At 56.5% G+C, this 22,159-nt stretch carries 22 protein-coding genes; 12 read left to right on the top strand and 10 right to left on the bottom strand.

The annotated features are described in order from the left end of the window. Nucleotides 1–153: 153 nt before the first annotated feature. From ACT3RR_RS10030 to ACT3RR_RS10010, 5 genes are all read left to right on the top strand, one after another. Entirely contained in the window at nt 154–1,233 is a 1,080-nt protein-coding gene (locus ACT3RR_RS10030; protein ID WP_496200218.1) for an ABC transporter ATP-binding protein, read from the top strand. Beyond that, nucleotides 1,226–1,855 (top strand): ABC transporter permease, encoded by a 630-nt coding sequence (locus tag ACT3RR_RS10025; protein ID WP_396130649.1) that lies wholly within the window; start codon nt 1,226–1,228, stop codon nt 1,853–1,855. Before ACT3RR_RS10030 ends, ACT3RR_RS10025 begins: the two co-directional genes overlap by 8 nt. Next, entirely contained in the window at nt 1,855–2,523 is a 669-nt protein-coding gene (locus ACT3RR_RS10020) for an ABC transporter permease (protein ID WP_353502113.1), read from the top strand. The genes ACT3RR_RS10025 and ACT3RR_RS10020 overlap by 1 nt, the downstream gene beginning before the upstream one ends. A gap of 64 nt (nt 2,524–2,587) precedes the next feature. Continuing rightward, complete coding sequence (locus tag ACT3RR_RS10015; RefSeq protein WP_496200361.1) at nt 2,588–3,487, top strand: ABC transporter substrate-binding protein; 900 nt, start codon at nt 2,588–2,590, stop codon at nt 3,485–3,487. 50 nt (nt 3,488–3,537) lie between these two features. Further along, the gene (locus tag ACT3RR_RS10010) at nt 3,538–4,872 is read left to right on the top strand and encodes an LLM class flavin-dependent oxidoreductase (protein WP_496200217.1); all 1,335 of its coding nucleotides are present in this window, start codon (nt 3,538–3,540) and stop codon (nt 4,870–4,872) included. Nucleotides 4,873–4,931: 59 nt separating this feature from the next. On the opposite strand, the gene ACT3RR_RS10005 is transcribed toward ACT3RR_RS10010, so the two are convergent. The 3 genes from ACT3RR_RS10005 to ACT3RR_RS09995 all read right to left on the bottom strand — a co-directional run bounded on the left by ACT3RR_RS10005 (nt 4,932) and on the right by ACT3RR_RS09995 (nt 8,224). Continuing rightward, a complete protein-coding gene (locus tag ACT3RR_RS10005; RefSeq protein WP_496200216.1) occupies nt 4,932–5,924 on the bottom strand; it encodes a fatty acid desaturase in 993 nt (330 codons plus the stop codon). Between the two features lie 175 nt (nt 5,925–6,099). Further along, a complete protein-coding gene (locus ACT3RR_RS10000; RefSeq protein WP_353502116.1) occupies nt 6,100–6,483 on the bottom strand; it encodes a hypothetical protein in 384 nt (127 codons plus the stop codon). Nucleotides 6,484–6,589: 106 nt separating this feature from the next. Then, entirely contained in the window at nt 6,590–8,224 is a 1,635-nt protein-coding gene (locus ACT3RR_RS09995) for a peptide ABC transporter substrate-binding protein (RefSeq protein WP_496200215.1), read from the bottom strand. Between the two features lie 231 nt (nt 8,225–8,455). Between ACT3RR_RS09995 and mpaA the strand changes: the two genes are divergently transcribed. After that, the gene (gene mpaA, locus ACT3RR_RS09990) at nt 8,456–9,172 is read left to right on the top strand and encodes a murein tripeptide amidase MpaA (RefSeq protein ID WP_496200214.1); all 717 of its coding nucleotides are present in this window, start codon (nt 8,456–8,458) and stop codon (nt 9,170–9,172) included. A gap of 5 nt (nt 9,173–9,177) precedes the next feature. On the opposite strand, the gene ycjG is transcribed toward mpaA, so the two are convergent. After that, a complete protein-coding gene (gene ycjG / locus ACT3RR_RS09985; protein ID WP_396130643.1) occupies nt 9,178–10,158 on the bottom strand; it encodes an L-Ala-D/L-Glu epimerase in 981 nt (326 codons plus the stop codon). A gap of 277 nt (nt 10,159–10,435) precedes the next feature. Between ycjG and tpx the strand changes: the two genes are divergently transcribed. Further along, on the top strand, nt 10,436–10,939 hold the full coding sequence (tpx, locus tag ACT3RR_RS09980) for a thiol peroxidase (protein WP_396130642.1): 504 nt from the start codon (nt 10,436–10,438) through the stop codon (nt 10,937–10,939). Nucleotides 10,940–11,021: 82 nt separating this feature from the next. Here the strand turns inward: tpx and tyrR are convergent, their stop codons facing one another. After that, the gene (tyrR, locus tag ACT3RR_RS09975; RefSeq protein ID WP_396130641.1) at nt 11,022–12,590 is read right to left on the bottom strand and encodes a transcriptional regulator TyrR; all 1,569 of its coding nucleotides are present in this window, start codon (nt 12,588–12,590) and stop codon (nt 11,022–11,024) included. A gap of 256 nt (nt 12,591–12,846) precedes the next feature. Here tyrR and xthA point away from each other — a divergent pair, with 256 nt between their 5' ends. Both xthA and ACT3RR_RS09965 read left to right on the top strand, forming a co-directional pair. After that, nucleotides 12,847–13,656, top strand: a complete 810-nt coding sequence (gene xthA / locus ACT3RR_RS09970; protein WP_353502123.1) for an exodeoxyribonuclease III — start codon at nt 12,847–12,849, stop codon at nt 13,654–13,656. Then, on the top strand, nt 13,653–14,066 hold the full coding sequence (locus ACT3RR_RS09965; RefSeq protein ID WP_496200213.1) for a pyrimidine (deoxy)nucleoside triphosphate diphosphatase: 414 nt from the start codon (nt 13,653–13,655) through the stop codon (nt 14,064–14,066). The genes xthA and ACT3RR_RS09965 overlap by 4 nt, the downstream gene beginning before the upstream one ends. Nucleotides 14,067–14,135: 69 nt before the next feature. Here the strand turns inward: ACT3RR_RS09965 and ACT3RR_RS09960 are convergent, their stop codons facing one another. From ACT3RR_RS09960 to ACT3RR_RS09950, 3 genes are all read right to left on the bottom strand, one after another. Beyond that, entirely contained in the window at nt 14,136–14,441 is a 306-nt protein-coding gene (locus tag ACT3RR_RS09960) for a DUF1496 domain-containing protein (protein ID WP_353502125.1), read from the bottom strand. Beyond that, on the bottom strand, nt 14,431–16,398 hold the full coding sequence (locus ACT3RR_RS09955) for a DNA topoisomerase III (protein WP_353502126.1): 1,968 nt from the start codon (nt 16,396–16,398) through the stop codon (nt 14,431–14,433). Before ACT3RR_RS09955 ends, ACT3RR_RS09960 begins: the two co-directional genes overlap by 11 nt. A 261-nt stretch (nt 16,399–16,659) precedes the next feature. Further along, nucleotides 16,660–17,211: an NAD(P)H nitroreductase gene (locus tag ACT3RR_RS09950; RefSeq protein ID WP_353502127.1), complete on the bottom strand. Its 552-nt coding sequence runs from the start codon at nt 17,209–17,211 to the stop codon at nt 16,660–16,662. A 201-nt stretch (nt 17,212–17,412) separates the two neighbouring features. On the opposite strand from ACT3RR_RS09950, the gene sppA reads away from it, so the two are divergent. From sppA to pncA, 3 genes are all read left to right on the top strand, one after another. Continuing rightward, a complete protein-coding gene (gene sppA, locus ACT3RR_RS09945; protein WP_353502128.1) occupies nt 17,413–19,269 on the top strand; it encodes a signal peptide peptidase SppA in 1,857 nt (618 codons plus the stop codon). Nucleotides 19,270–19,430: 161 nt separating this feature from the next. Then, a complete protein-coding gene (gene ansA, locus ACT3RR_RS09940) occupies nt 19,431–20,441 on the top strand; it encodes an asparaginase (protein WP_353502129.1) in 1,011 nt (336 codons plus the stop codon). Nucleotides 20,442–20,453: 12 nt separating this feature from the next. After that, a complete protein-coding gene (gene pncA, locus ACT3RR_RS09935; RefSeq protein WP_496200212.1) occupies nt 20,454–21,080 on the top strand; it encodes a bifunctional nicotinamidase/pyrazinamidase in 627 nt (208 codons plus the stop codon). A gap of 70 nt (nt 21,081–21,150) precedes the next feature. Here the strand turns inward: pncA and ACT3RR_RS09930 are convergent, their stop codons facing one another. Further along, nucleotides 21,151–21,423 (bottom strand): YeaC family protein, encoded by a 273-nt coding sequence (locus tag ACT3RR_RS09930; RefSeq protein ID WP_396130637.1) that lies wholly within the window; start codon nt 21,421–21,423, stop codon nt 21,151–21,153. A 108-nt stretch (nt 21,424–21,531) separates the two neighbouring features. Beyond that, nucleotides 21,532–21,945 (bottom strand): peptide-methionine (R)-S-oxide reductase MsrB, encoded by a 414-nt coding sequence (gene msrB / locus ACT3RR_RS09925; protein ID WP_353502132.1) that lies wholly within the window; start codon nt 21,943–21,945, stop codon nt 21,532–21,534. Nucleotides 21,946–22,159 lie beyond the last annotated feature (214 nt).

Here is a 22,159-nt window from a genome sequence, read left to right as displayed (position 1 = left end):
GTATATAGCCTTTTTTTGGCAATTCTTAGAACCATGATGGATTTGTGAATGCGATCGACTCTGTAATACTGCCCCGAATAGCGCACTGAAACTTAAGGGAAATCCCTGAGTTTTCAAGCACCGGCAGGGCAGTATGGGAAGTGAAAACGCATTATGATCCAACTCGAAAATATCAATAAGACCTATCCGGGCAACGCCCAGCACGCCATTCACTCGCTGAGTATCACCATTAATGATGGCGAGTTCTGCACCTTTGTCGGTCCCAGCGGCTGTGGCAAAACCACCACGCTGCGCATGATAAATCGTCTGGATATTCCCGACAGCGGCGAGGTCTATGTTCAGGGCCAGCCGCTGTCGACTGCCGATATTATTCAAGTACGGCGCAAAATCGGTTTTGTGATGCAAAGCCCGGCGCTGTTCCCCCATCGCACCGTGGCGGAGAACATTGCCACCGTGCCGCGCCTGCTCGGCTGGGACAAGCGCACTATCGCCCGCCGTATCGACGAGCTGGTGGCGCTGATGTCCCTCGACCCTTTTGTGCTCAAACGCTACCCCCACCAGCTCTCTGGCGGGCAGCAGAGCCGGGTGTCAATCGCCCGCGCGCTGGCCGCCGACCCGCCGGTGCTGTTGATGGATGAGCCTTTCGCCGCCATCGATCCCGTGGTCAGAGATAAGCTGCAAGGCGAGCTGCTCGAGCTTCAGGGGCGGCTGCGTAAAACCATTATTCTGGTCACCCATGACATTAATGAAGCCATTCGTTTGGGGGACCGCATTGCCATCTTCCAACAGGGTGGGCGTCTGGCGCAGTTCGACACGCCGGACAATATTCTCTCCTTCCCGGCCAGCGATTTTGTCCGCGATTTCATCGGCCCGGAGCCGAATCTCAAACGCCTCGGCATGATGCGCGTCGGCGACTTGCCGCACCACGGCGTCTCTCTGTTAACCCAGAACGGGCAGCCGCTGACCGGGGAATATCCCCTGCTCGGCCAGCCACGTGCTCTGGTGCTGGATAACAAGCGCCGACCACTCTACTGGCAGGAGAATGGCCAGCAAGTTGCGGTACAGGTCGCGGAGGAGCACCACTCATTGCGCAAAGCCTACAGCGATTTGCTGGAGGTGCCGCAGGGCGTGCTGGTGCGCGTGGCGGCCGACGGCACCTACGCCGGAGCCATCGACACCAGTTTGCTGAGTCAGGCGTTAAGCCATCATCAGGAGCTGCACACCCATGATTGAATGGCAGTGGATATCCGATAATTCGGCGATGATTGGCGAACTGACGCTGCAACATCTGCAAATGGTGCTGCTCTCTTTGGCGCTCGGCACCGGCATCACCGCGCTCATGCTGCTGGTTTCTATTGCCTGGCCCGCGGTGGCTGGCCCGCTGATTTCAGTCAGCGGCGTGCTGTTTACCATTCCCTCGCTGGCGCTGTTTATCCTGCTGCTGCCGTGGACCGGGCTGTCGATGACCACCTCGGTGATTGGCCTGACCCTCTATTCACTGCTGATCCTGCTGCGTAACGTGCTGGCGGGCATGCAGAAGCTCCCCGCTGAAGTGCTGGAGTCGGCCCGCGCCCTTGGCTATACGCGCTTTGGTCGCTTTATCGACATCGAAATCTTCCTGATCCTGCCTTCTCTGTTTGCCGGGCTGCGCGTGGCCTCGGTGACGCTGGTCGGGCTGGTGATCGTCACCGCGCTGATTGGGCAAGGCGGTCTGGGGCAGCTAATGATCCTCGGCTTCAACCAAAACTTCCTGACGCCCATTCTGGTCAGCCTGTTGCTCAGTCTAGTGCTGTCGCTGACTCTCGATTTTGCGATAACCCACCTCGGCTATCGCCTGACAGGGTGGACGCGCTGATGAACATCATTACTGAAACCTGGCACTGGTTCTTGCAGGCTGACCACTGGTCCGGCGATTTGGGTATCTGGCAACGCTTTGGGCAGCACCTCTATTACGTGCTGGTCAGTCTGGTGATTGCCGTGCTGATCGCCCAGCCGCTGGGTATTCTGTTTGGTTACTGGAAGCGCGGCGGTTTTCTGGTTATCAACCTGTTTAACATCGGCCAGGCCTTCCCCTCGCTGGGCATTATTCTGCTGTGCATCATGCTGTTTGGCTTTACCGACGTGCCGGTGTTTATCGCGCTGGTGGCGCTGGCTATTCCGCCGATGCTGACCAACACCTATGTGGGCATCAGCAATGCCGACCAAACCCTGTGCGACGCCGCCAAAGCCATGGGCATGACGCCGTTACAGAGCCTGCTGCAAGTGCGCATCCCGCTGGCGATGCCGCTAATTTTCGCCGGTATTCGCACTTCGCTGTTGCAGCTGATCGCTACGGCGGTGGTCGCCGCCTACGCCGGGCTGGACGGGCTGGGGCGTTTTCTGATCGACGGGCTGGGCCAGCGCGACTTTCCTCAGGTCGTGGCGGGTTCTCTGGTGATTTCACTGCTGGCGATTATCTGCGAGCTGCTGATGTCTCTGGTGGCGAAACGCTGGCTGCACTTTTCGGTTTCAAACGCGGGTTAGCCGCCTGCACCTAGTTCCACAAAAGCATTCACAACAACATCCACCCATAAAAGAGAAGACAATGATGATGATAAAAAATTGGTTGTCCGCAACAGGTAAAGGTTTCCGGCTGAGTCTGTTAGCCGCTGGGATGGCAAGCGCAGCCTTCGCGGCCCACGCCGAGACGGTAACTATCGGCGGCGCCAACTACTCCGAGCAAACCATTCTGGCTAACATCTATGCCAGCGCCCTAAAACAGCAAGGGATTGAGGTGAAAACGCGCCTGAACTTGGGTAACCGCGAAATCATTATTCCGGCGCTGAAATCTGGCGAGCTGGACGTGGTGCCGGAGTATCTCGGCGCGCTGCTCAACTACTACCACGGCGGCAGCAAGGCCACCACCGAGCAGGAAGTCTCTGACGAGCTGAAGCAGACGCTGCCCGCCGACTTGCAGCTGCTCAACGCCTCTCCGGCCAGTTCTATTACGGCTTGGGCGGTGCGCGCGGAAACCGCCAAGAAATACAACCTGAAAACCCTGTCTGATTTGGCAAAAGTCGCCCCTGAGCTGGTGGTCGGCGGCCCGCCAGAAGTGGCCACCCGCGCCCTTGGTCTGCCGGGTCTGGAGCGGGTGTATGGCATCAAATTTAAATCTTTCAAATCGCTGGATATCGCCGGGCCTCTGAGCCGTCTGGCGCTTAATTCGCGCAAAATTGACGTGGCGACCATCATCTCCACTCAAGGCGATTTGGCGAAAGAGAACTGGGTGGTGCTGGAGGACGATAAGCACGAGCAGCCCGCGCAGAATCTGGTGCCGCTGATCCATAAAGGCGCGGTGTCGCCAAAAGTGGAAGAGGTGCTGAACAACGTTTCTGCGCACCTGACCACCCAAGACATTATCCAACTGAACAAGCAGGTGGACGTGGATCATAAAGATCCGGCCAAGGTCGCCGAGCAGTGGGTTAAAGACAAACTGGCGGCGAAATAGCGCCGTCCGCGGGCCAGGGACGGCCCTCATCTTCACAGCGAGTAGCCGACATGTCGCAACAAACCGCCATATTCAATCTGTTTTTCTTCAATCCTCAGGGGGATTATCGTTTCTCATGGCGCCACCCCGACGCGCCGGGAAAAGAGATCTTCACGCTGAAATATTTCGCCGATCTGGCTCGCAAAGCCGAGGCGGCGACGCTGGACAACATTTTCATCGCCGACCACGTGGCCGTCTGGGACACCGTGCCAAGCGGCATGGCCCACTACGCCAATCCGCGCCTGGAGCCGATCACCCTGCTCGCCGCGCTCTCGGCCGTCACCGAGCACATTGGCCTGATGGCCACCGCGTCCACCTCCTACAACGAGCCTTACAATCTGGCCCGCTATTTTGCCTCGCTGGACTTTCTCAGCGAGGGCCGCGCCAGCTGGAACGTGGTCACCTCGTGGCTGCCAGAAGAAGCCGCTAACTACGGCTTAGAGCAGCTGCCGAAGCATGACACGCGCTATCAGCGCGCCGCCGAATTTATCGATGTCGTACGCAAACTCTGGGACTCGTGGCAGGATGACGCGGTGCTGATTGACAAGCAGAGCGGCTATTTCACTGACCCGCAAAAAGTGCATCAGTTGAACCATGAAGGAGAATTCTTCAGGGTGCGCGGCCCGCTCAACCTGCCGCGCCCGCCGCAGGGCCACCCTATTGTGGTACAGGCGGGCTCTTCGGAATCCGGCAAACAGCTGGCCGCTGCGCAGGCTGATATTCACTTTGTGTTTATGCGTGATATCGAAAAGGGGCTGATTTACCGCGCCGACATGGACCGCCGCCTGCGCGAAAACGGCCGCGATCCGGCGCATTTCAAAATCCTCGGCGGCGTGCTGCCGGTGGTGGTCAACAGTGAAGAAGAGAAACAGCAGCGCCAGGGGCTGATCGAATCGCTAATGAACGACCAGATGGCGCTCGACCTGCTCAGCACCTATCTGCGTATGGATCTGAGCGTGTACGATCCTCACGCCCCGCTGCCGCCGTTGCCGGATGAGCAGGACTTCGATGGCCTGCGCACCGCGCTGAGCATCATTCGCGGCTACGACAAGAAGCTGACGGTGCTGGAGCTGGGCCGCCTGCTGCTGCAAAGCTCCGACAGCTGGCTAGTGCTGGGAACTGCCGAAGAGGTAGCCGACAAACTGACCGAGGCCTTCCACGCCGGTGCCGTCGACGGCTATAACCTGATGTTCCCCTTCCTGCCGGTGGATCTTGACAACTTTATCGAGCAGGTCGCGCCCCTGCTGAAAGCCCGTGGCGTGATGAAACAGGCCTACCAGCCCGGAACCCTGCGTGAAAAGCTGGGACTGCCGCCGGTGGTTAATCAGTTCGCTAAACCTCAGTAAGTCTTCGAATAGAAAGCAAAAAGGCCCGACATGGGCCTTTTTTATCACCAGAGTGTAGTTCACTCCTCCTGCGCCTGTTCCTGCTGCTCAACCCGTCCGTGAGGGAAATAGGTATTGATTTCCACCTTGATGGGTTTAATCAGGTGTTCACGCATCAGCTCGCCATAGCCGTTGACCAGAAAACCCTGATTACGCGCCAGATAGTCAGCTTTATTGGCGCGGTAGACCTGCGGCAAGCCGTACCACGGCACGCGCGGCAGGTCGTGATGCACCGAGTGGTAGTTGAGATTAAGGAACAGCAGCCGCCAAAACCAGCCCGCCTCGTTGATCACCGTGCGGGCTTCGGGATCCTCCGCCGCGCGGTGCTCGAAGAAAGATCGCACTTTGGTCATCGCCAGCATCGGCCACGTCACTGCCAGCAGATAGTAGATCACCCCAAAGTCGTGCTTCACCAGCCAGCCCAGCACCGGAATCAGTAACAGCAGATGCACCGACCACATCGCCATCGATGCCGGGCGGCGATAGCGAAAAGAGTGCCAAATATTGACGAAGGTAAAACGCATGGTTAGCAACGGCGTTAACAGCAGTCGCCCCGGAAAGGTATTGCGCAGTCGCACCAGCTGGCGCTGTAGGCCGTTAAAATGGTGCCATCGGCGCTCGGTAAAATAGTAACTCTCGGGGTCGGTTTCCGGCACGGTGAGATCTTCATCAAAATGGTGCTTAAGGTGCAGGTCGCGATAGGTGCCGTAAGGGTACCAGATGGAAAATGGCAGCAGGCCGAACAGCTGGTTAAGCCGGGGGAAACGGGTCGGATGGCCGTGCAGCAGCTCGTGCTGTAGAGACATATACCAGGTGCTGAACCAGATAAGCAGCAGGGTCGCGGGTAGCCGCCCCAGTGTCTGCCAGTAGGCCACGGTAACAAACCAGCCGCTATAAATGGTGATGATCAGCAGCCAGGTTGGCAGCTCCGTGCGCCACAACCAGCTGCGATGCAGCGCCTGCACCGCCTCGCGCTGCTGCTCATTTATATAAACCGATGCCCTTCCACTCATGATGATCCACTGGCAAATGTGATGAATTAATCAGCCAGAGATTAATCAGCGAGGGGGAAACCACAAGTGATTTGAATTGCTAAGCTTAGTCACTGAATTGCTTAGAAGAATCCCCCGTAAATGCATGGTTTTACGGGGGTGAAAATAGCGGGGAAAATCCGTGCTGAATTCTCGACTACGCAGCTTTGAAAGCTTTGAGCTTTTTCGAGAAATAGAGATAAATAATGGTCAGAATATAGATCAGCTCGGCGCCCAGCATTTGCGGGTAGAACTCTTTGGGGATCGCCTTGCCGCTGAAGATGATGCCAATAATCGACATATCGAGCAGGATGACTATCGCCACCAGCCCCATCAGCAGGTTAATCGCTTTCACGCCCCCGCCGCGCGTGTTCATTTTAAATACCACGTACGCCACGATCAGCAGCTGTAGCGCCACGATATACACCGTCGGCCCCGATGCCTTCATGACAAAATCCCAGCCAGAAAGCATTTTTAAAACCAAGAATACCGCCAAAACCATCGCTAGTATCGGGCGCTTGGCTTTACTCACTTCTTCCATTTTCTAACTCCGTTTTATTATGTTCTCGTTCATCACCATAAAGAGAAAAGAGCACCATCATGACAGGGTGCTCTTCTTTGCTGCGTTAGCCGCTATGAGCCAAATATCAGTGCTTAATAATGTACATCTCTTGACTGTAAGCCACGTCTTCCGGGTTGGTGATCGGATAGCCTTTCACCCAAGGTTTGATCAGGCGGCCGTTGGTGTACTGGTAGATCGGCGCGATCGGAGCCTGCTCGGCGATGATCTGCTCGGCCCGGTTGTAGTCGTCGTTGCGGCGCGCGTCGTTGGTTTCACGGCTGGCGTCACTCACGGCTTTGTCGTAATCGGCGTTACTGAATTTGCTGATGTTACTGTTGTGGGTAGAGGTCAGCAGCGACAGGAAGGTGGAGGCTTCATTGTAGTCGCCGACCCAAGAGGCGCGGATCACGTCGAAGTTGCCGGTATTGCGGCTGTCGATGTAGGTTTTCCACTCCTGATTGACCAGCTTGACGTCGGCCCCCAGGGTTTTCTTCCACATTGAGGCCACGGCGATAGCAATCTTCTGGTGGCTCTCAGAGGTGTTGTACAGCAGGGTAAGCTTTAGCGGCTTGTTAGGGCCATAGCCCGCCGCCGCCAGCAGCCCTTTAGCCTGCGAGTCCAGCTCTGCCTGCGAGTATTGCTGGAGAATACTTTTGCTCGGCTTGAAGCCGTTAGTGACGTCTGGCGTGAAGTGATAGGCCGGGATCTCGCCGGTGCCCAAGACTTTCTCTGCAATAATTTTACGGTCGATGCTGTAGGACAGGGCCTGACGCACGCGCGGGTCATCGGTCGGCGCGCGCTTGGTGTTAAACGCGTAGTAGTAAGTCCCCAGCTGGAATGGCGTGTAAACCTGCCCCGGAATGTCCTTCAGCAGCTTCTGATACTGGTCTTTCGGGAAAGATTCGGTGATGTCGATATCATCGGCCAGATAGCGTTTGGTGGCATTGGACTCTTTGTTAATCGGCACAAAGGTCACTTTGGTCAGCACCGTATGGGCGTGATCCCAGTAGTGCGGATTCGGCTCGAGCACCAGCTTTTCATTCACCACGCGGTCTTTCAGCACGAAAGCGCCGTTACCCACCATATTGCCGGGCTTGGTCCAGTCTTCACCATATTTCTCAACTGTGGCCTGATGTACCGGGAACAGGCTGAAATTCGCCAGCAGGCTGACGAAGTAAGGCACCGGGCGGTCAAGCTGCACTTTCAGCTGGGTGTCGCTGACAGCGGTCACGCCGAGCTTATCCACCGGCATTTTGCCCGCAATAATGGCGTCAGCGTTTTGAATCCCGGCGAGGCCAGCAAACCATGCGCCGGTGGACAGCCCTTTCGGGTCCACCAGTCGACGCCAGCTATAAACGAAATCTTTCGCAGTGACAGGGTCACCGTTTGACCAGCGCGCGTCTTTGCGCAGATTGAAGACGAAGGTTTGGTTGTCCTGCGTGTGCCAGCTTTCGGCGACGCCCGGCACGCTTTTGCCATTGGCATCCTGATTGACTAACCCTTCGAACAGGTCGCGCACCACCTGAGCTTCAGGCAGGCCAATGACCTTGGTCGGGTCAAGCGAGGCGGGTTCATCTTTGATATGGCGGACAATTTCTTGCTTATCGGTCAACTGGGTCCCGGCCGGAACCTGCGCGGCGCTTGCGGTTCCTAGTGACAGCGCCACTAAACCGGCGCAAAGCGAATAAGCGAAGAGATGAGACTGTTTTCCCTGAGGCATGGTCGACTCCCGACAAGCAATTGATTTAATGATGTTACTGAGTTGTACCATTCATTGAATTCATACCCTATAAAAATTCGTTACAGATTTGTCTTGGCGCACAAAACTTCGGCAAGCCGGCGCAGTTTGCAGAAAAAAGGTGATTCGCGCCCTGCTGTCGACAATAAAACTACATTCAACGGGCAAACTGCGGTAAAAAAAGTTATTCAAACCTCTAATAACGGAACTGTTATGAGCGCCTTAATTCCCCGTCCCCTGCGCGGAAAACTCAGTAATCTTGGATTGCCCTACGGCAAGTCGCTGCTTGGCGCGCCGCTGATCTATTTTCCAGCGGCCCAGCCCGATGCCAGTACCGGGCTGATTCTGGCGGGGACTCACGGCGATGAAACCGCCGCCGTGGTCTCGCTCTCCTGCGCGCTGCGCTCGATTAAACCCGAGCAGCTGCGCCATCACGTGGTGTTGGCGGTGAACCCTGACGGCTGCCAGCTGGGGCTGCGCGCCAATGCCAACGGGGTAGATCTCAATCGCAACTTCCCCAGCGCTAACTGGAAAAGCGGCGACACGGTTTATCGCTGGAACAGCGCGGTGCAGGAGCGTGACGTAGTGTTGTCGACTGGAGAAAAGGCTGGCTCAGAGCTGGAAACGCAGGCGCTGTGCCATTTGATCCACCAGCTTGCTCCGAAGTGGGTAGTGACGTTTCACGAGCCGCTGGCCTGCATTGAAGACCCGCACACTTCGCCGCTGGGGGCTTGGCTGGCTAACGCCTTCAGCCTGCCGCTGGTGACCAGCGTGGGTTACGCCACGCCCGGCTCTTTCGGCAGCTGGTGCGAGGACCTGGGGTTGCACTGTATTACGGCGGAATACCCGCCGGTGTCGGCGGACCACGCCAGTGAAGTCTACCTACAGGCGCTGATCGACCTGCTCACCGGCGCGGCGGACGAGCCTTAACTTTTTTACTGGGCGGAGCCTGCGAGGTCAATCACTCCGCAGTGGAAAGCCAGCGGCGGATCGACGTCCTGCGCGAGCCAGGTTGGGCCGTCGAGGTCAACAAACTTCGCCCCGGCGGCCAGCGGCAGCGCGGCGCGCACCGCCCGTGACGTACACAACATGCAGCCCAGCATGATGTCAAAACCTAGCGCATGGGCCCCTGACGCCAGCCTTAGCGCCTCGGTCAAGCCGCCGGTTTTATCCAGCTTGATGTTGACCATCTCATAGCGACCTTGCAGCGCCTCCAGCCCTTCCAGCGTGTGACAGCTTTCATCGGCACAAATTGGCAGCGGATGGATGAAGTTCTCCAGCGCGGAGTCCTGCCCGGCGGGAAGTGGCTGCTCAAGCATCATGACGCCTAAATCCGCCAGCAGCTGGCAACGCGACGCCAGCCCTTCGCTCTGCCACGACTCATTGGCATCAACGATTAACGTCGCGTGCGGCACGGCGCTGCGGATCGCCACCATGCGCTCGGCAATCATGCGATCGTCGAGTTTCACCTTCAGCAGGGTTGCGCCATTCTTCTGGTGAGTCAGCGCCGCGGCGGCCATCGCCTCGGGCGTATCCACGCTTAGGGTCTGGGCCATGCTGATGGAGGAAAGCGGCTCAATGCCGGTGAGATCCCAAAGGCTGCGCCCGGTCTGCTGACTCTCCAAATTCCACAGCGCGCAGTCGAGGGCGTTGCGCGCCGCTCCGGCGGGCAGCAGGCGCTGTAGCTCGTCGCGGCTGGCGCCCTGCTCGATAGCGGGCAGCACGCTGGCTATCTGCTCCATGACGCTGGTTTCGCTTTCGCCATAGCGCGGATAAGGGGTGCATTCGCCGACGCCGCGCACGCCATTGTGTTCAATTTCTACCGTGACCACTCTCGCCTCGGTTCGACTCCCGCGTGAAATGACAAAGGCCGTGTGTAACGGCCAGGCTTCTGGATAAAAGCGCACACTTCTCATAACGGCTCCCAATTTTCCTCTGCCACCTTCGGCCCATGCTCAAAGGTTTAACACCGCGTCTCTTTTTCCAAAGTAGTTGAAATTGGCGCTTTTCAGCAAGTCACAAAATGACCTGAAGTTAATTTGGATCAGTAACTTGGGATATCGCGCACAGCCCGCGCGGCTTCGCCCAAAACTTCGACGGGAAAACAATTATTTAGCAAACTTTATATATCCAATTCACAATTGTTATCCTAAACTGAGGGCCGTTTGTCTCATCTGTACAAAGGAAAATATTATGACCCAGACAGTACATTTTCAGAGCAACCCGGTTAGCGTTGCTGGCCAAATCCCACAGGTCGGCGATAACGTTAAGCCTTTTACTTTAGTCGCAAAAGATCTCTCTGATGTCAGCCTGAGCAGTTTTGTAGGTAAACGCAAGGTGCTGAACATCTTCCCAAGCATTGATACCGGCGTTTGTGCGGCTTCCGTGCGTAAATTCAACCAGTTGGCGGGCGAAGTAGACAACACCGTGGTGCTGTGTATTTCTTCCGACCTGCCGTTCGCGCAGTCACGCTTCTGCGGCGCGGAAGGCCTGTCTAACGTCGTGACCCTCTCCACCCTGCGTGGCGGCGAGTTCAAGAATGACTACGGCGTGGCGATCACCGATGGCCCATTGGCGGGTCTGACTGCCCGTGCCGTTATCGTTCTGGATGGTCAGGACAACGTGCTGCACAGTGAGCTGGTTAACGAAATCACCACTGAACCTAATTACGAAGCTGCCCTGGCCGTACTGAAATAGTCCGCCCTGGCCTAAGGCTTACAAGACAAAGCCCTGCGTTTGCAGGGCTTTTTTATGGTTTTGTTAAAGCTGAATACGGCGATTATTCGTCGCTGCCGTCGGGCTTGCGGCTGCTCAGACCGTACTCGCGCAGCTTGTTGGCAATCGCGGTGTGGGAGACGCCAAGGCGTTTCGCCAGCTTACGTGTACTTGGATAAGTGCGATAAAGCCGGGTTAACACCGAACGCTCAAAACGCTTACTGATGTCGTCCAGCGAGCCGTTCAGCGCCTCTTCCCCCAGCGCCACTTCGGCATCAAAGTCAGGCAGAACCACGTCCTGCGGGCGCAGCTCGCCGCCTTCTAACTGGGTTAACGCCCGGTAAATGGCGTTTTTCAGTTGGCGAACGTTGCCCGGCCAGCCGTAGTGCGTGAGGTAATTGGCCAGTTGGGAAGAGAGCTTCGGACGCGGCATCCCCTGCTCGTCGGAGAAACGCGCCACGAACAGCTCGGTGAGCGGCATCACGTCGGCCTGACGTTCGCGCAGCGGCGGCAGCGTCACGGTCAGCACGTTGAGGCGATAATAGAGATCCTCGCGGAATTCGCCGCGCTGTACCAGCTCCACCAGATTCTTCTGGGTGGCGCACATCACGCGCACATCCACTTTCACCTCATGCTCTTCACCCACGCGACGGAAAGTGCCGTCATTGAGGAAGCGCAGCAGCTTGATCTGCATTCTTGGCGACATTTCGCCGATTTCATCCAGCAACACCGAGCCGCCGTTAGCCTGCTCGAAGAAGCCTTTTTTGCCTTCTACCGCGTTTGGGTAAGCCCCGGCGGCGTAGCCAAATAGCTCACTCTCCACCACTTCGTCCGGCAGCGAGGCGCAGTTCAGGCCCAGGAACGGCTTCTTGCCGCGTGCGCTGCGCAGATGGCAGGCGTGGGCCAGTAAATCCTTGCCGGTGCCGGTATCGCCAACAATCAGCAGCGGCGCATCGAGCATCGCCAGCTTGCGCGCCTGCTCCAACACCTGACGCATTTTGCTGCTCACCGCCACAATGTGGTCAAACTCGCTGTCATCGTTAACGGTTAAGTCTTGCAGCTGGCGGCCCATGCGCGCCGTGGATTTGAGCATCACCACCGCGCCGACCATTTCGCTGGCCTGCTGCTCGTCGTTCAGCTCAATCGGCGTCAGGTCCATCAGGAAATCCTGACTGCGGATAACCACGCGCTCGGAGTGCGGGCGGCTGGATTCATTCTCCAGCCAGCGGGTAATGTTATAGCCGGTGATCAGGCTGGCGGCGGGCTGTTGGCGAATTTTATCTTCGTCCATTTCAAACAGCGCCAGCGCGGCCGGGTTGGCAAGATCAACCTTGCCTTTCATATCGATGGAGAACACAGGTTCTGGCATGGAAACCAGCAAGGCGCGCAGCGCACGGTGCTCGCGCTCGGAGGGCATAAACGCCACGGTGCGGACATCCGTCACACCGTCGATGCGCCGAATTTCGGCCATCAGCGCACGGAAAGTGTCAAAATCCAGTTGGGAGAAATTAAGGTAAATACGACCACTGGCCGCAATCTCAATGCCGCGCAGATCAATGCTACGCAGAACCAATAAATCGAGTAACTCTCGGGCAAGACCCAAGCGGTCTTCGCAAAAAACTTCCAGACGCATCAGTGTTGACCTTTTTCTGCCGGTGCGGAAATCGCTGGTGAGAATAATACTCTCTCAAGTACAGCGGAAGAAGAGACTGTCACAAAATGTTGACAGAAAAATGTAATAATTAGCAGAAAAATCTTATGCCAAGGGTCAATAACCTTCAAATTTTGAAAATATGTTCAAAAGTCGAGCAGCACCGCCCTCGTACCATTGGCAAAAATTATCTGCTAACATCGGCTGCTGATTTCACCGTCTAAAATGGTTCCCGACTATGAAGTTCGTCTCCTTTAATATCAACGGATTGCGCGCACGTCCGCACCAACTCGCCGCCCTTATCGAGCAACATCAGCCAGACGTTATCGGCCTGCAAGAAACCAAAGTGCATGACGATATGTTCCCGCTGGAAGAGGTTAGCCAGCACGGCTACCACGTTTTCTATCACGGCCAAAAAGGTCACTACGGCGTGGCGATGCTCACCAAGCAGGAGCCGGTTGCCGTGCGCCGCGGCTTCCCGGGCGACGAAGAGGACGCCCAGCGCCGCATCATCATGGCGGATATCGAAACCCCGCAAGGTCTGCTGACCGTGATCAACGGCTACTTCCCGCAGGGTGAGAGCCGTGACCACCCGACCAAATTCCCCGCCAAAGCGCGTTTCTATCAGGACTTGCAGGATTACCTGACGAATCACCTGTCGGTGCAAAATCCGGTGCTGGTGATGGGCGACGTGAATATCAGCCCAACCGATTTAGATATCGGCATTGGTGAAGACAGCCGCAAACGCTGGCTGCGCACCGGCAAGTGCTCCTTCTTGCCAGAAGAGCGCGAGTGGATGGATCGCCTGAAAGGCTGGGGCTTGGTGGATACTTTCCGCTTCGCCAACCCAGAGGTGAACGATCGGTTCTCGTGGTTCGACTATCGCTCAAAAGGCTTTGACGAAAATCGCGGCCTGCGCATTGACCTGCTGTTAGCCAGCACCCCGCTGGCGGCGCGCTGCATCGCCACAGGCATCGATTACGACATTCGTGGGATGGAGAAGCCTTCCGACCACGCGCCGGTGTGGGCCGAATTCGACCTGAAATGACCGACAAGACGGCTTTGCCGATAGTGGACGTGGTGGCGGCGATCATTGAGCGGGATGGCAACATTCTGCTGGCTCGCCGCGACGGGTCCAGCGATCAGGCAGGCCTGTGGGAGTTCCCCGGTGGCAAAGTGGAAGCCGGGGAAACTCAGCCACAGGCGTTGATTCGTGAGTTGCAGGAAGAGATGGCCATCGATGTACAGGTGGAAGCATGGGTTGCCAGCCACGACACTCCCCAGTCGGCGCGGATCATACGCCTGCACGCCTGGCGCGTTTCGGCTTTCCATGGTGACATTACGTTACGTTGTCACTCGGAATATGTTTGGGTGACGCCGCAACAGGCGTTTAGCTACGCGCTGGCTCCGGCCGATGTTCCCTTGCTGGAAGTCTACTGCGCTACGCTGTCAGGCTAGATGAATAAAACGAAGGGCGCCCTCTCGGCGCCCTTTTGCTTTGACTTATGGCTTGCGAAGCGGCCTGCATTACTTCTTCATCCGTTCCCATTTCAAATCGTTAGTGCCCACCACCTGCGGGTCGCGCACGCACTGCAATACAATGCTGTCTGCTGTTACCACCGCCCCTTCGGTGTAGCTTTTGTTATTGTAAATGCAGCAGTTATGACAGGTCGGCGCGCTGTTTTGATTGGCATTGGCGCTGTTCTCCCACACCTGCGGCGGCAGGGGTACCACGATATCTGCACCATTGCCGATGCCAGGACGATTGGCCATCGCGGGCGCGGCCAGCAGCAGCGAACTGCCCAACACGGCCATTATCAGTTTATTCATCATGGGTCGCTTCCTTACCTTTTGGCGGTGCCTTACGGCGTTTAGGGGCGCTCTTCGCGCCTTTGGCACCTGTCGCCGCCTTGCCCGTTCCCGCCGGTTTGGACGGAATACTGCGAAACGCCGAGGATACCCTTGTGGTTTTCGCCTGAATAATCAGGTTCTGTAAGGTCGCTACCAGAGGTTGCATAAAGTCCTGGTAGCGGCAATTTTTCTCACTGATGCGAGTCAGCGTCGACTCCCAGTCGGCGGTCATATCCGGGCGCCCGGCGATGTCCGGCAGCGAGTGGATCAGCGCCCGGCCAGTGTCGCTAGAGTGAATATAGCGCCCCTTCTTGTAGAGAAACTCGCGGCGGAACAGCAGCTCGATAATCCCCGCGCGGGTGGCTTCAGTGCCCAAGCCGTCGGTAGCGCGCAGGATTTTCTTCAATGCCTTGTCCTGCACGAAACGGGCGATCCCGGTCATGGCCGAGAGCAGCGTGGCGTCGGTAAAAGGCCGTGGCGGCTGGGTTTGCCGCTCGACCACTTCACCCCGTTCGCACAATAGCTCATCGCCCTTGGCGACCACTGGCAGCGGCGTGCCCTCGTTCTCTTCGTCACGCTCTTTGCTGCCCAACAGGGTGCGCCAGCCCGCCTCAGCCAGAAAACGCGCCTTGGCGATAAACTTGCCGCCGGCGATATCCAAATCAATCACGCATTTGCGGAATACGGCGTCCGGGCAGAACTGCATCAAGTATTGCCGCGCCACCAAATTATAGATTTTCTGCTCGTCGTCGGTGAGATTCACCTTGCTGCTGCGCGCCGTCGGAATAATCGCGTGGTGAGCATCGACCTTTTTGTCATCCCAGCAGCGATTGCGTTTGTCGACATCTACCACCGGCTGCGGCAGTAAATCGGGTTGGTGGATGCTGATGGCGTTGAGTACCGCGTGTCGTCCGGCAAAATGCTCTTCAGGCAGGTATCGGCTATCCGAGCGCGGATACGTAATCAATTTGTGCGTTTCATACAGCCGCTGGCAAATATCGAGGATTTGCTGGGCGCTGAGACCAAAGGCTTTCGAACCCTCAATCTGTAATGAGGAGAGAGAAAACGGCAGCGGCGCGGTGTCGTTTTCGCGCTTATCGTTGTACCCGGTGACCAGTGCGGGCTGGCCCGCAATGCGCGCCACCACGTGGTCGGCCAGCGGGCGGTGCAGCAGGCGGCCCTCTTCATCCTGATAAGGCTCGCAGGACTCGCTCGGCTGCCACAGCGCCACAAAACGCTCATCCAGCGGCGTCACGATGTGGGCTTTGACTTCGAAATAATCTTTGGGAACGAAGTTCTCAATCTCTTCGTCGCGGCGCACCACCAGCCCGAGCACCGGCGTCTGCACCCGTCCGACGGAGAGCACGCCGTTATAGCCTGCGTTGCGCCCCAAAATGGTATAGGCGCGGGTCATATTGATGCCATAAAGCCAGTCGGCGCGGGAGCGCGCCAGAGCCGAGACGCAGAGCGGAATAAAGTCGCGATTATCGCGCAGGCGCTCAACGGCGCGTTCGACGGCCTGCGGGTTGAGGTCGTTTATCAGGCAGCGTTGCACGCTTTGGCGTTTTTCCGGCGTCAGTTCGAGGTAGTCCAGCACCTCGTCCACCAGCAGTTGCCCTTCGCGATCCGGGTCACCCGCGTGGATAACCTGAGTGGCTTCCAGCAGCAGTTTTTTAATCACATTCAGCTGCTTAGCGACCGAAGAGCGCGGCTGAAGCTGCCATTTTTCGGGGATGATCGGCAAGTCGTTGAGGTTCCAGCGCGCATAGCGGCTGTCGTAGGCATCGGGCTGCGCCTGCTCCAGCAAGTGGCCGACGCACCAGGTAACGACCTGATCGTTGCCGCAGGCGATAAAACCGTCGCCGCGACGATGAGGTTTTGGCAAAACGTCAGCGATAGCGCGAGCCAGGCTGGGCTTTTCGGCAATAAATAAACGCATCAGGCAGCATCCTTAACTGTCGGATTGGGTAAAACCGTTTTTATCGCCCTGAGTCTCATCGTCCATCCTTTGTTCACAGCATCGTTGGGGGTGCAGGTAGGACTATGTTAGCCGTTGGCGGAGGAATTGGTAAGTCACGAAGGGGTCGAGAGTAGAATGGTCGCTCACAAAGTCAGCGAAATACCGGTTTATCGGAATAATGCCCGCTAAACCGGCGAATTTCAGAGCAGCGAATGGCGGTTTATCTGCCACTGCAGCCCATTACAGATAAGAGACGAAAGCGCTGCTGTCGGCCGGGATCACCTGAGTGCTGGACTTCAGCTGCGGCGTGCCGAGGTAGAGGAAGCCGACGATTTTGTCGGTTGGTCCACATTTGAACGCGGCGCGAACGTCTGGGTGATCGGTCCACGCGCCGGTGCGCCAGATGCCGTTAAAGCCCTGAGCCAGCGCGGCCATTTGCATCGCCTGCACCGCACAGCCGGCAGAAACCACCTGCTCCCACTCTGGCACTTTGGCGCTCTCTTTGCAGTTGGCGATAATGGTGATGATTTGCGGCGCACGCAGCGGTGCCTGAGTGGCTTTTTCAATCGCCTTCTCATCGGCACCGTCTTTGATGGCGGCGGCGCGCAGCAGTTCGCTAAAGCGCGTTAGGCCGTCGTTTTCGGCGATAACAAACTTCCACGGCTGCAAGGCTCCGTGGTCAGGGGCGCGCATACCCGCATTAATGATGTTTTGCAGTGCCTCGCCCGCCGGGGCTGGAGCCGCCAAGCGTGAAGCCGAACGGCGATTCAACAATAAGTCTAGAGCGTCCATTTAAATCTCCCTAAGCGCTTTTGATAATGATAGGCATTTACCTAACGTTAACATAAGCAGTCAGCCTTTTGCTAACCACAGATTTCGCCATAGCACCGCGTGATTACTGCCCCTTTGCCAAATTCTGACATGATTTAAAGCTGACATTTCTCCGGCGGGTCATTAGGATAGCGATACTTTTCCCGTCTTGTTGGAGAGACCATGCGCACATTGTGGCGAATAATCGCCGGTTTTTTTAAGTGGACCTGGCGTCTTCTTAATTTCGTCAGAGAGTTCATCCTCAACGTATTCCTCATCCTGCTCATTTTGCTGTGTGTCGGAGTCTATTTCTCATTCCAATCCAAACCTGCGGATACCACCACTAAGGGTGCCCTGCTGGTTGATTTAAGTGGAACCGTGGTGGATAAGCCGTCGGTGAACAACAAGGTTCGCCAGTGGGGACGCGAGCTGCTGGGTACTTCCAGCAACCGCCTACAGGAAAACTCACTGTTTGATTTGGTCGACACCATTCGTCAGGCCAAAGATGACAAAAACATCACCGGCATGGTGCTGCAACTGAGTGATTTCACCGGCACGGACCAGACGTCGCTGAACTATATCGGTAAAGCCCTGCGCGAATTCCGCGACAGCGGCAAGCCGATTTACGCCATCAATGACAGCTATGACCAGTCGCAATACTATCTGGCGAGCTATGCCAACAAGATCTACCTGTCGCCACAGGGCGCGGTGGATTTACACGGTTTCGCCACCAATAACCTCTACTACAAGTCGCTGCTCGACAAGCTGAAGGTCACCACCAATATCTTCCGCGTGGGGACCTACAAGTCGGCGGTTGAGCCGTTGATTCGCGATGACATGTCCCCTGCCGCGCGTGAAGCCGACAGCCGTTGGATTGGCGCACTGTGGAACAACTACCTCAATACCGTGTCGGCTAACCGCCAAATCACCCCTGAGCAGCTGTTCCCTGGCGCGGCTGGCGTTCTGGCCGGTATGCAGCAGACCGGCGGCGATATGGCGCAGTACGCGCTGAAAGCTAAGCTGGTTGATACTCTGGCTTCGCGCAATGAAGCGGACAACGACATGGTGAAAGCCTTCGGCTGGAACAAGCAGGCCAAAGACTTTAACTACACCAGCATCTACGACTACTCCACCAAGTCGAAGCCGGATAATAACGATCCGCAAATCGCGGTTATCTTCGCTAACGGTGCAATTAACGATGGTGAAGAGCAAGCCGGTGCAGTGGGTGGCGACACCACCGCTCAGCAAATTCGCGATGCGCGCCTTGATCCAAAAATCAAAGCCATCGTGTTCCGCGTAAACAGCCCGGGCGGCAGCGTCAGCGCCTCTGAAGTGATCCGCTCTGAACTGGCAGCAGCGCGCGCGGCGGGCAAACCTGTAGTGGTTTCCATGGGTGGCATGGCGGCATCGGGAGGCTACTGGATCTCAACGCCAGCGAACTACATTATTGCCAGCCCAAGCACGCTGACCGGCTCGATCGGTATTTTCGGGGTAATTAACACCTACCAAAATACCCTCGACAACTTTGGCGTGCATACCGACGGCGTGGCGACATCGCCGCTGGCCGACGTTGCCGCGACCAAAGCCCTGCCGCCGGAGTTCTCGCAGATGATGCAGTTGAACATCGAGAACGGCTACAAAACCTTCATCGGTTTAGTGGCAAAAGCGCGTAATAAAACCCCTGAGCAGATCGACCAGATTGCCCAAGGCCACGTCTGGATTGGTTCTGATGCCAAAAATGACGGTCTGGTGGACCAACTGGGTGATTTCGATGATGCCGTGAAGAAAGCCGCCGAGCTGGCGAAACTGCCAAAATGGCAGCTGAACTGGTACGTCAACGAGCCAAGCTTCACCGATCTGGTGTTCTCACAGGTGAGCGCCTCGGCGCACGCCATGCTGCCAGCGGCGGTTCAGGCTTACCTGCCTGCGCCGGTGACCAAAATGGCGCTGGAGTTGAAATCTCAGGCTGATTTGTTCAATAACATGAACGATCCGCAAAACCGCTACGCGCTGTGCCTGACCTGCGGCGACGTGAAATAAGTTTCTCCTCGCCCTGCCAAAAGCCCGTGCTTAACCGCCGGGCTTTTTTATTTTTGAGACAAACACCTTGTTGCCCTTATACTTCCAGCCATCGCGTTTTGTATTTCTGAAAAGCTCTATATTCCGAAAGCAATCTTTCTAAAAAAACAAAGAATCCTGTCATGACCAAAAAATCAATTTATGTCGCCTACACCGGCGGTACCATCGGTATGCAACGCTCTGAAAACGGCTATATCCCGGTCTCCGGCCACCTGCAGCGCCAGCTGGCGCTGATGCCTGAGTTCCACCGCCCGGAGATGCCTGAGTTCACTATTCAAGAATACGCGCCGCTGATGGACTCCTCCGACATGACGCCGGAAGACTGGCAGCACATCGCCGACGATATTCTAGCCCATTACGATGAGTACGACGGGTTCGTTATCCTGCACGGCACGGATACCATGGCGTTCACCGCCTCGGCGCTCTCCTTTATGCTGGAGAACCTCGGCAAGCCGGTCATTGTGACAGGGTCACAAATTCCGCTGGAGGCTCTGCGCTCTGATGGCCAAATTAACCTGCTGAATTCGCTGTATATCGCGGCGAACCACCCGGTAAATGAAGTCTCGCTGTTCTTCAACAATCGCCTCTATCGCGGCAACCGCAGCACCAAGGCCCATGCCGACGGCTTCGACGCCTTTGCGTCGCCAAATCTTGCGCCGCTACTGGAGGCCGGGATCCACATTCGCCGTCTGTCTACGCCTTCTATCCCGCCCGCCACTGGCCCGCTGAAGGTGCATGACATCACACCGCAGCCGATTGGCGTGGTGACGATTTATCCGGGGATCTCTGCCGAAGTGGTAGAAAACTTCCTGATGCAGCCGGTGAAGGCCTTGATCCTGCGCTCCTACGGCGTGGGTAATGCGCCGCAGAAAGGCGACTTGCTGAAAGTGCTGAAAGACGCCTCCGAGCGCGGCATCGTGGTGGTTAACCTCACCCAGTGTATCTCCGGCCGTGTGGATATGGGTGGCTATGCCACCGGCAACGCGCTGGCGCACTCCGGCGTGATCAGCGGCTTTGATATGACCGTGGAAGCCACGCTGACCAAACTGCATTACCTGCTGAGCCAGCCGCTGTCGGCTGAGGAAATCCGTGTCTTGATGCAGCAAAACCTGCGCGGTGAACTGACCGAATAACAGGAGTGCCCGATGAAAACCGCATTATTGTTGATCGACCTGCAAAATGATTTCTGCCCCGGCGGCGCGCTGGCGGTGCAGGAAGGCGATGCCACGATTAGCGTGGCGAATCAGGCTATTGAGACCTGTAAGTCACAGGGCATTGCCGTGGTGGCGTCGCAGGACTGGCACCCGCAGGCCCACGGCAGCTTTGCCATAAACGCCAATGAAGAGCCGTGGACGCTGGGTGAACTCGACGGCCTGCCGCAGGTGTGGTGGCCGGTACACTGCGTCCAGGGCCAGCGCGGCGCGGAATTCCACCCGCAGCTTGATAGCCAGCAATTCGATCACGTGGTGCGCAAAGGTCAAAACGTCGCTATCGATAGCTATAGCGCGTTTTTCGATAATGCTCATCGCGCCGCCACCGGATTACACCAATGGTTGCAAGAAAAGCAGGTGCAACGCCTGATTGTCATGGGACTAGCGACGGATTACTGCGTCAAATTTACCGTGCTGGACGCGCTACAGCTGGGCTATGAAGTGGCTTTGTTGGCCGAAGGCTGCCGAGGGGTGAATCTTAACCCGCAGGATAGCCAGCAGGCGATTGATGAGATGCAGCAGGCCGGGGCTGAGCTTATTACCCTCGCTGATCTGAGCTAATACCTCTGACCACCAGACATGACAAAGGGCACATTTGCGCCCTTTTCTTATTGCTCATAGTGCTGCGCGCTTATTCCGGTTTGATGCGGATTAAGGCTTCCTGAGCAAACTGCTGCTTCAGCTCCTGCTTGCTCTTGGTGACGATTTGGCCGTCAGTGCCAATGCTCATGTGCTGGGCATCGGTGTTGTGGCGGGCCTGATAGAGCATCACCATTTGCAGACTGTTCTCTTTCTGCTCCGGCGTCAGCTTCACGCCGTCCGGCCACTTCCCCAATTCCACGGCTTGCGCCAGTCGCTGGTAAATCTCCGGCGTCATCACGCCGACCAAATCATTAATTTCCATCAACCGCTCTCTCGTCTTGGCTAATTATTCATCGGGTGGTGAATAATGGCTGAATCGATTTTGTCGTTTAAATTACACCGCAGCTTTAACGGGTGTTTATCCCACCATTTAGCCCGCTGTTTTGTCGCCGTTTTCACCATCGATAAAGCTCATCGAGGCCGAGTTTACACAGTAACGGTCACCGGTTGGCTCTGGGCCGTCTGGAAAAACGTGCCCCAAATGGGCGTCGCAGTTGGAGCAGCGGATTTCCACCCTTTCCATATTGTGAGAATTATCAGTCAGATACGTGATGGCGTCGTGGGTCACTGGCTGATAGAAACTCGGCCAGCCGCAGCCGGAGTCATATTTGGTATCGGAGTAGAAAAGCGGCGAATTGCACACCAGACAGTGATAGATCCCATCACGTTTATTGTGCAGTAATTTACCGGTATACGGGCGTTCGGTACCGCGCTCTTGCGTCACATAATGCTGGATTTCAGTGAGTTGTACTGAAGAAGATGGATCTTTGGATTCATTGGCCATGGTTGTCATTCTCTGCCAGATAGGAAAATCAACTAAAATAACAGCTTATTATAACAATAAATTAACAACGAGTCTGCACGTTTTGGCTTAAACTGTATGCCATCGGCGTTGGGCCAAAGGGCAATGTGATGCAGATCACATATTTGTACTCGATGCACTTTATATTCGGCGAAATGGCCCCCATGTCTTTTCTAGCCGATTAGAAAACGGAATG

It is taken from the genome of Ewingella sp. AOP8-B2-18, assembly GCF_052376015.1.
GTDB lineage: Bacteria > Pseudomonadota > Gammaproteobacteria > Enterobacterales > Enterobacteriaceae > Ewingella > Ewingella allii.
Note: the sequence above shows the minus strand (reverse complement) of the source record. Positions and strands in the feature narration are given on the sequence as shown.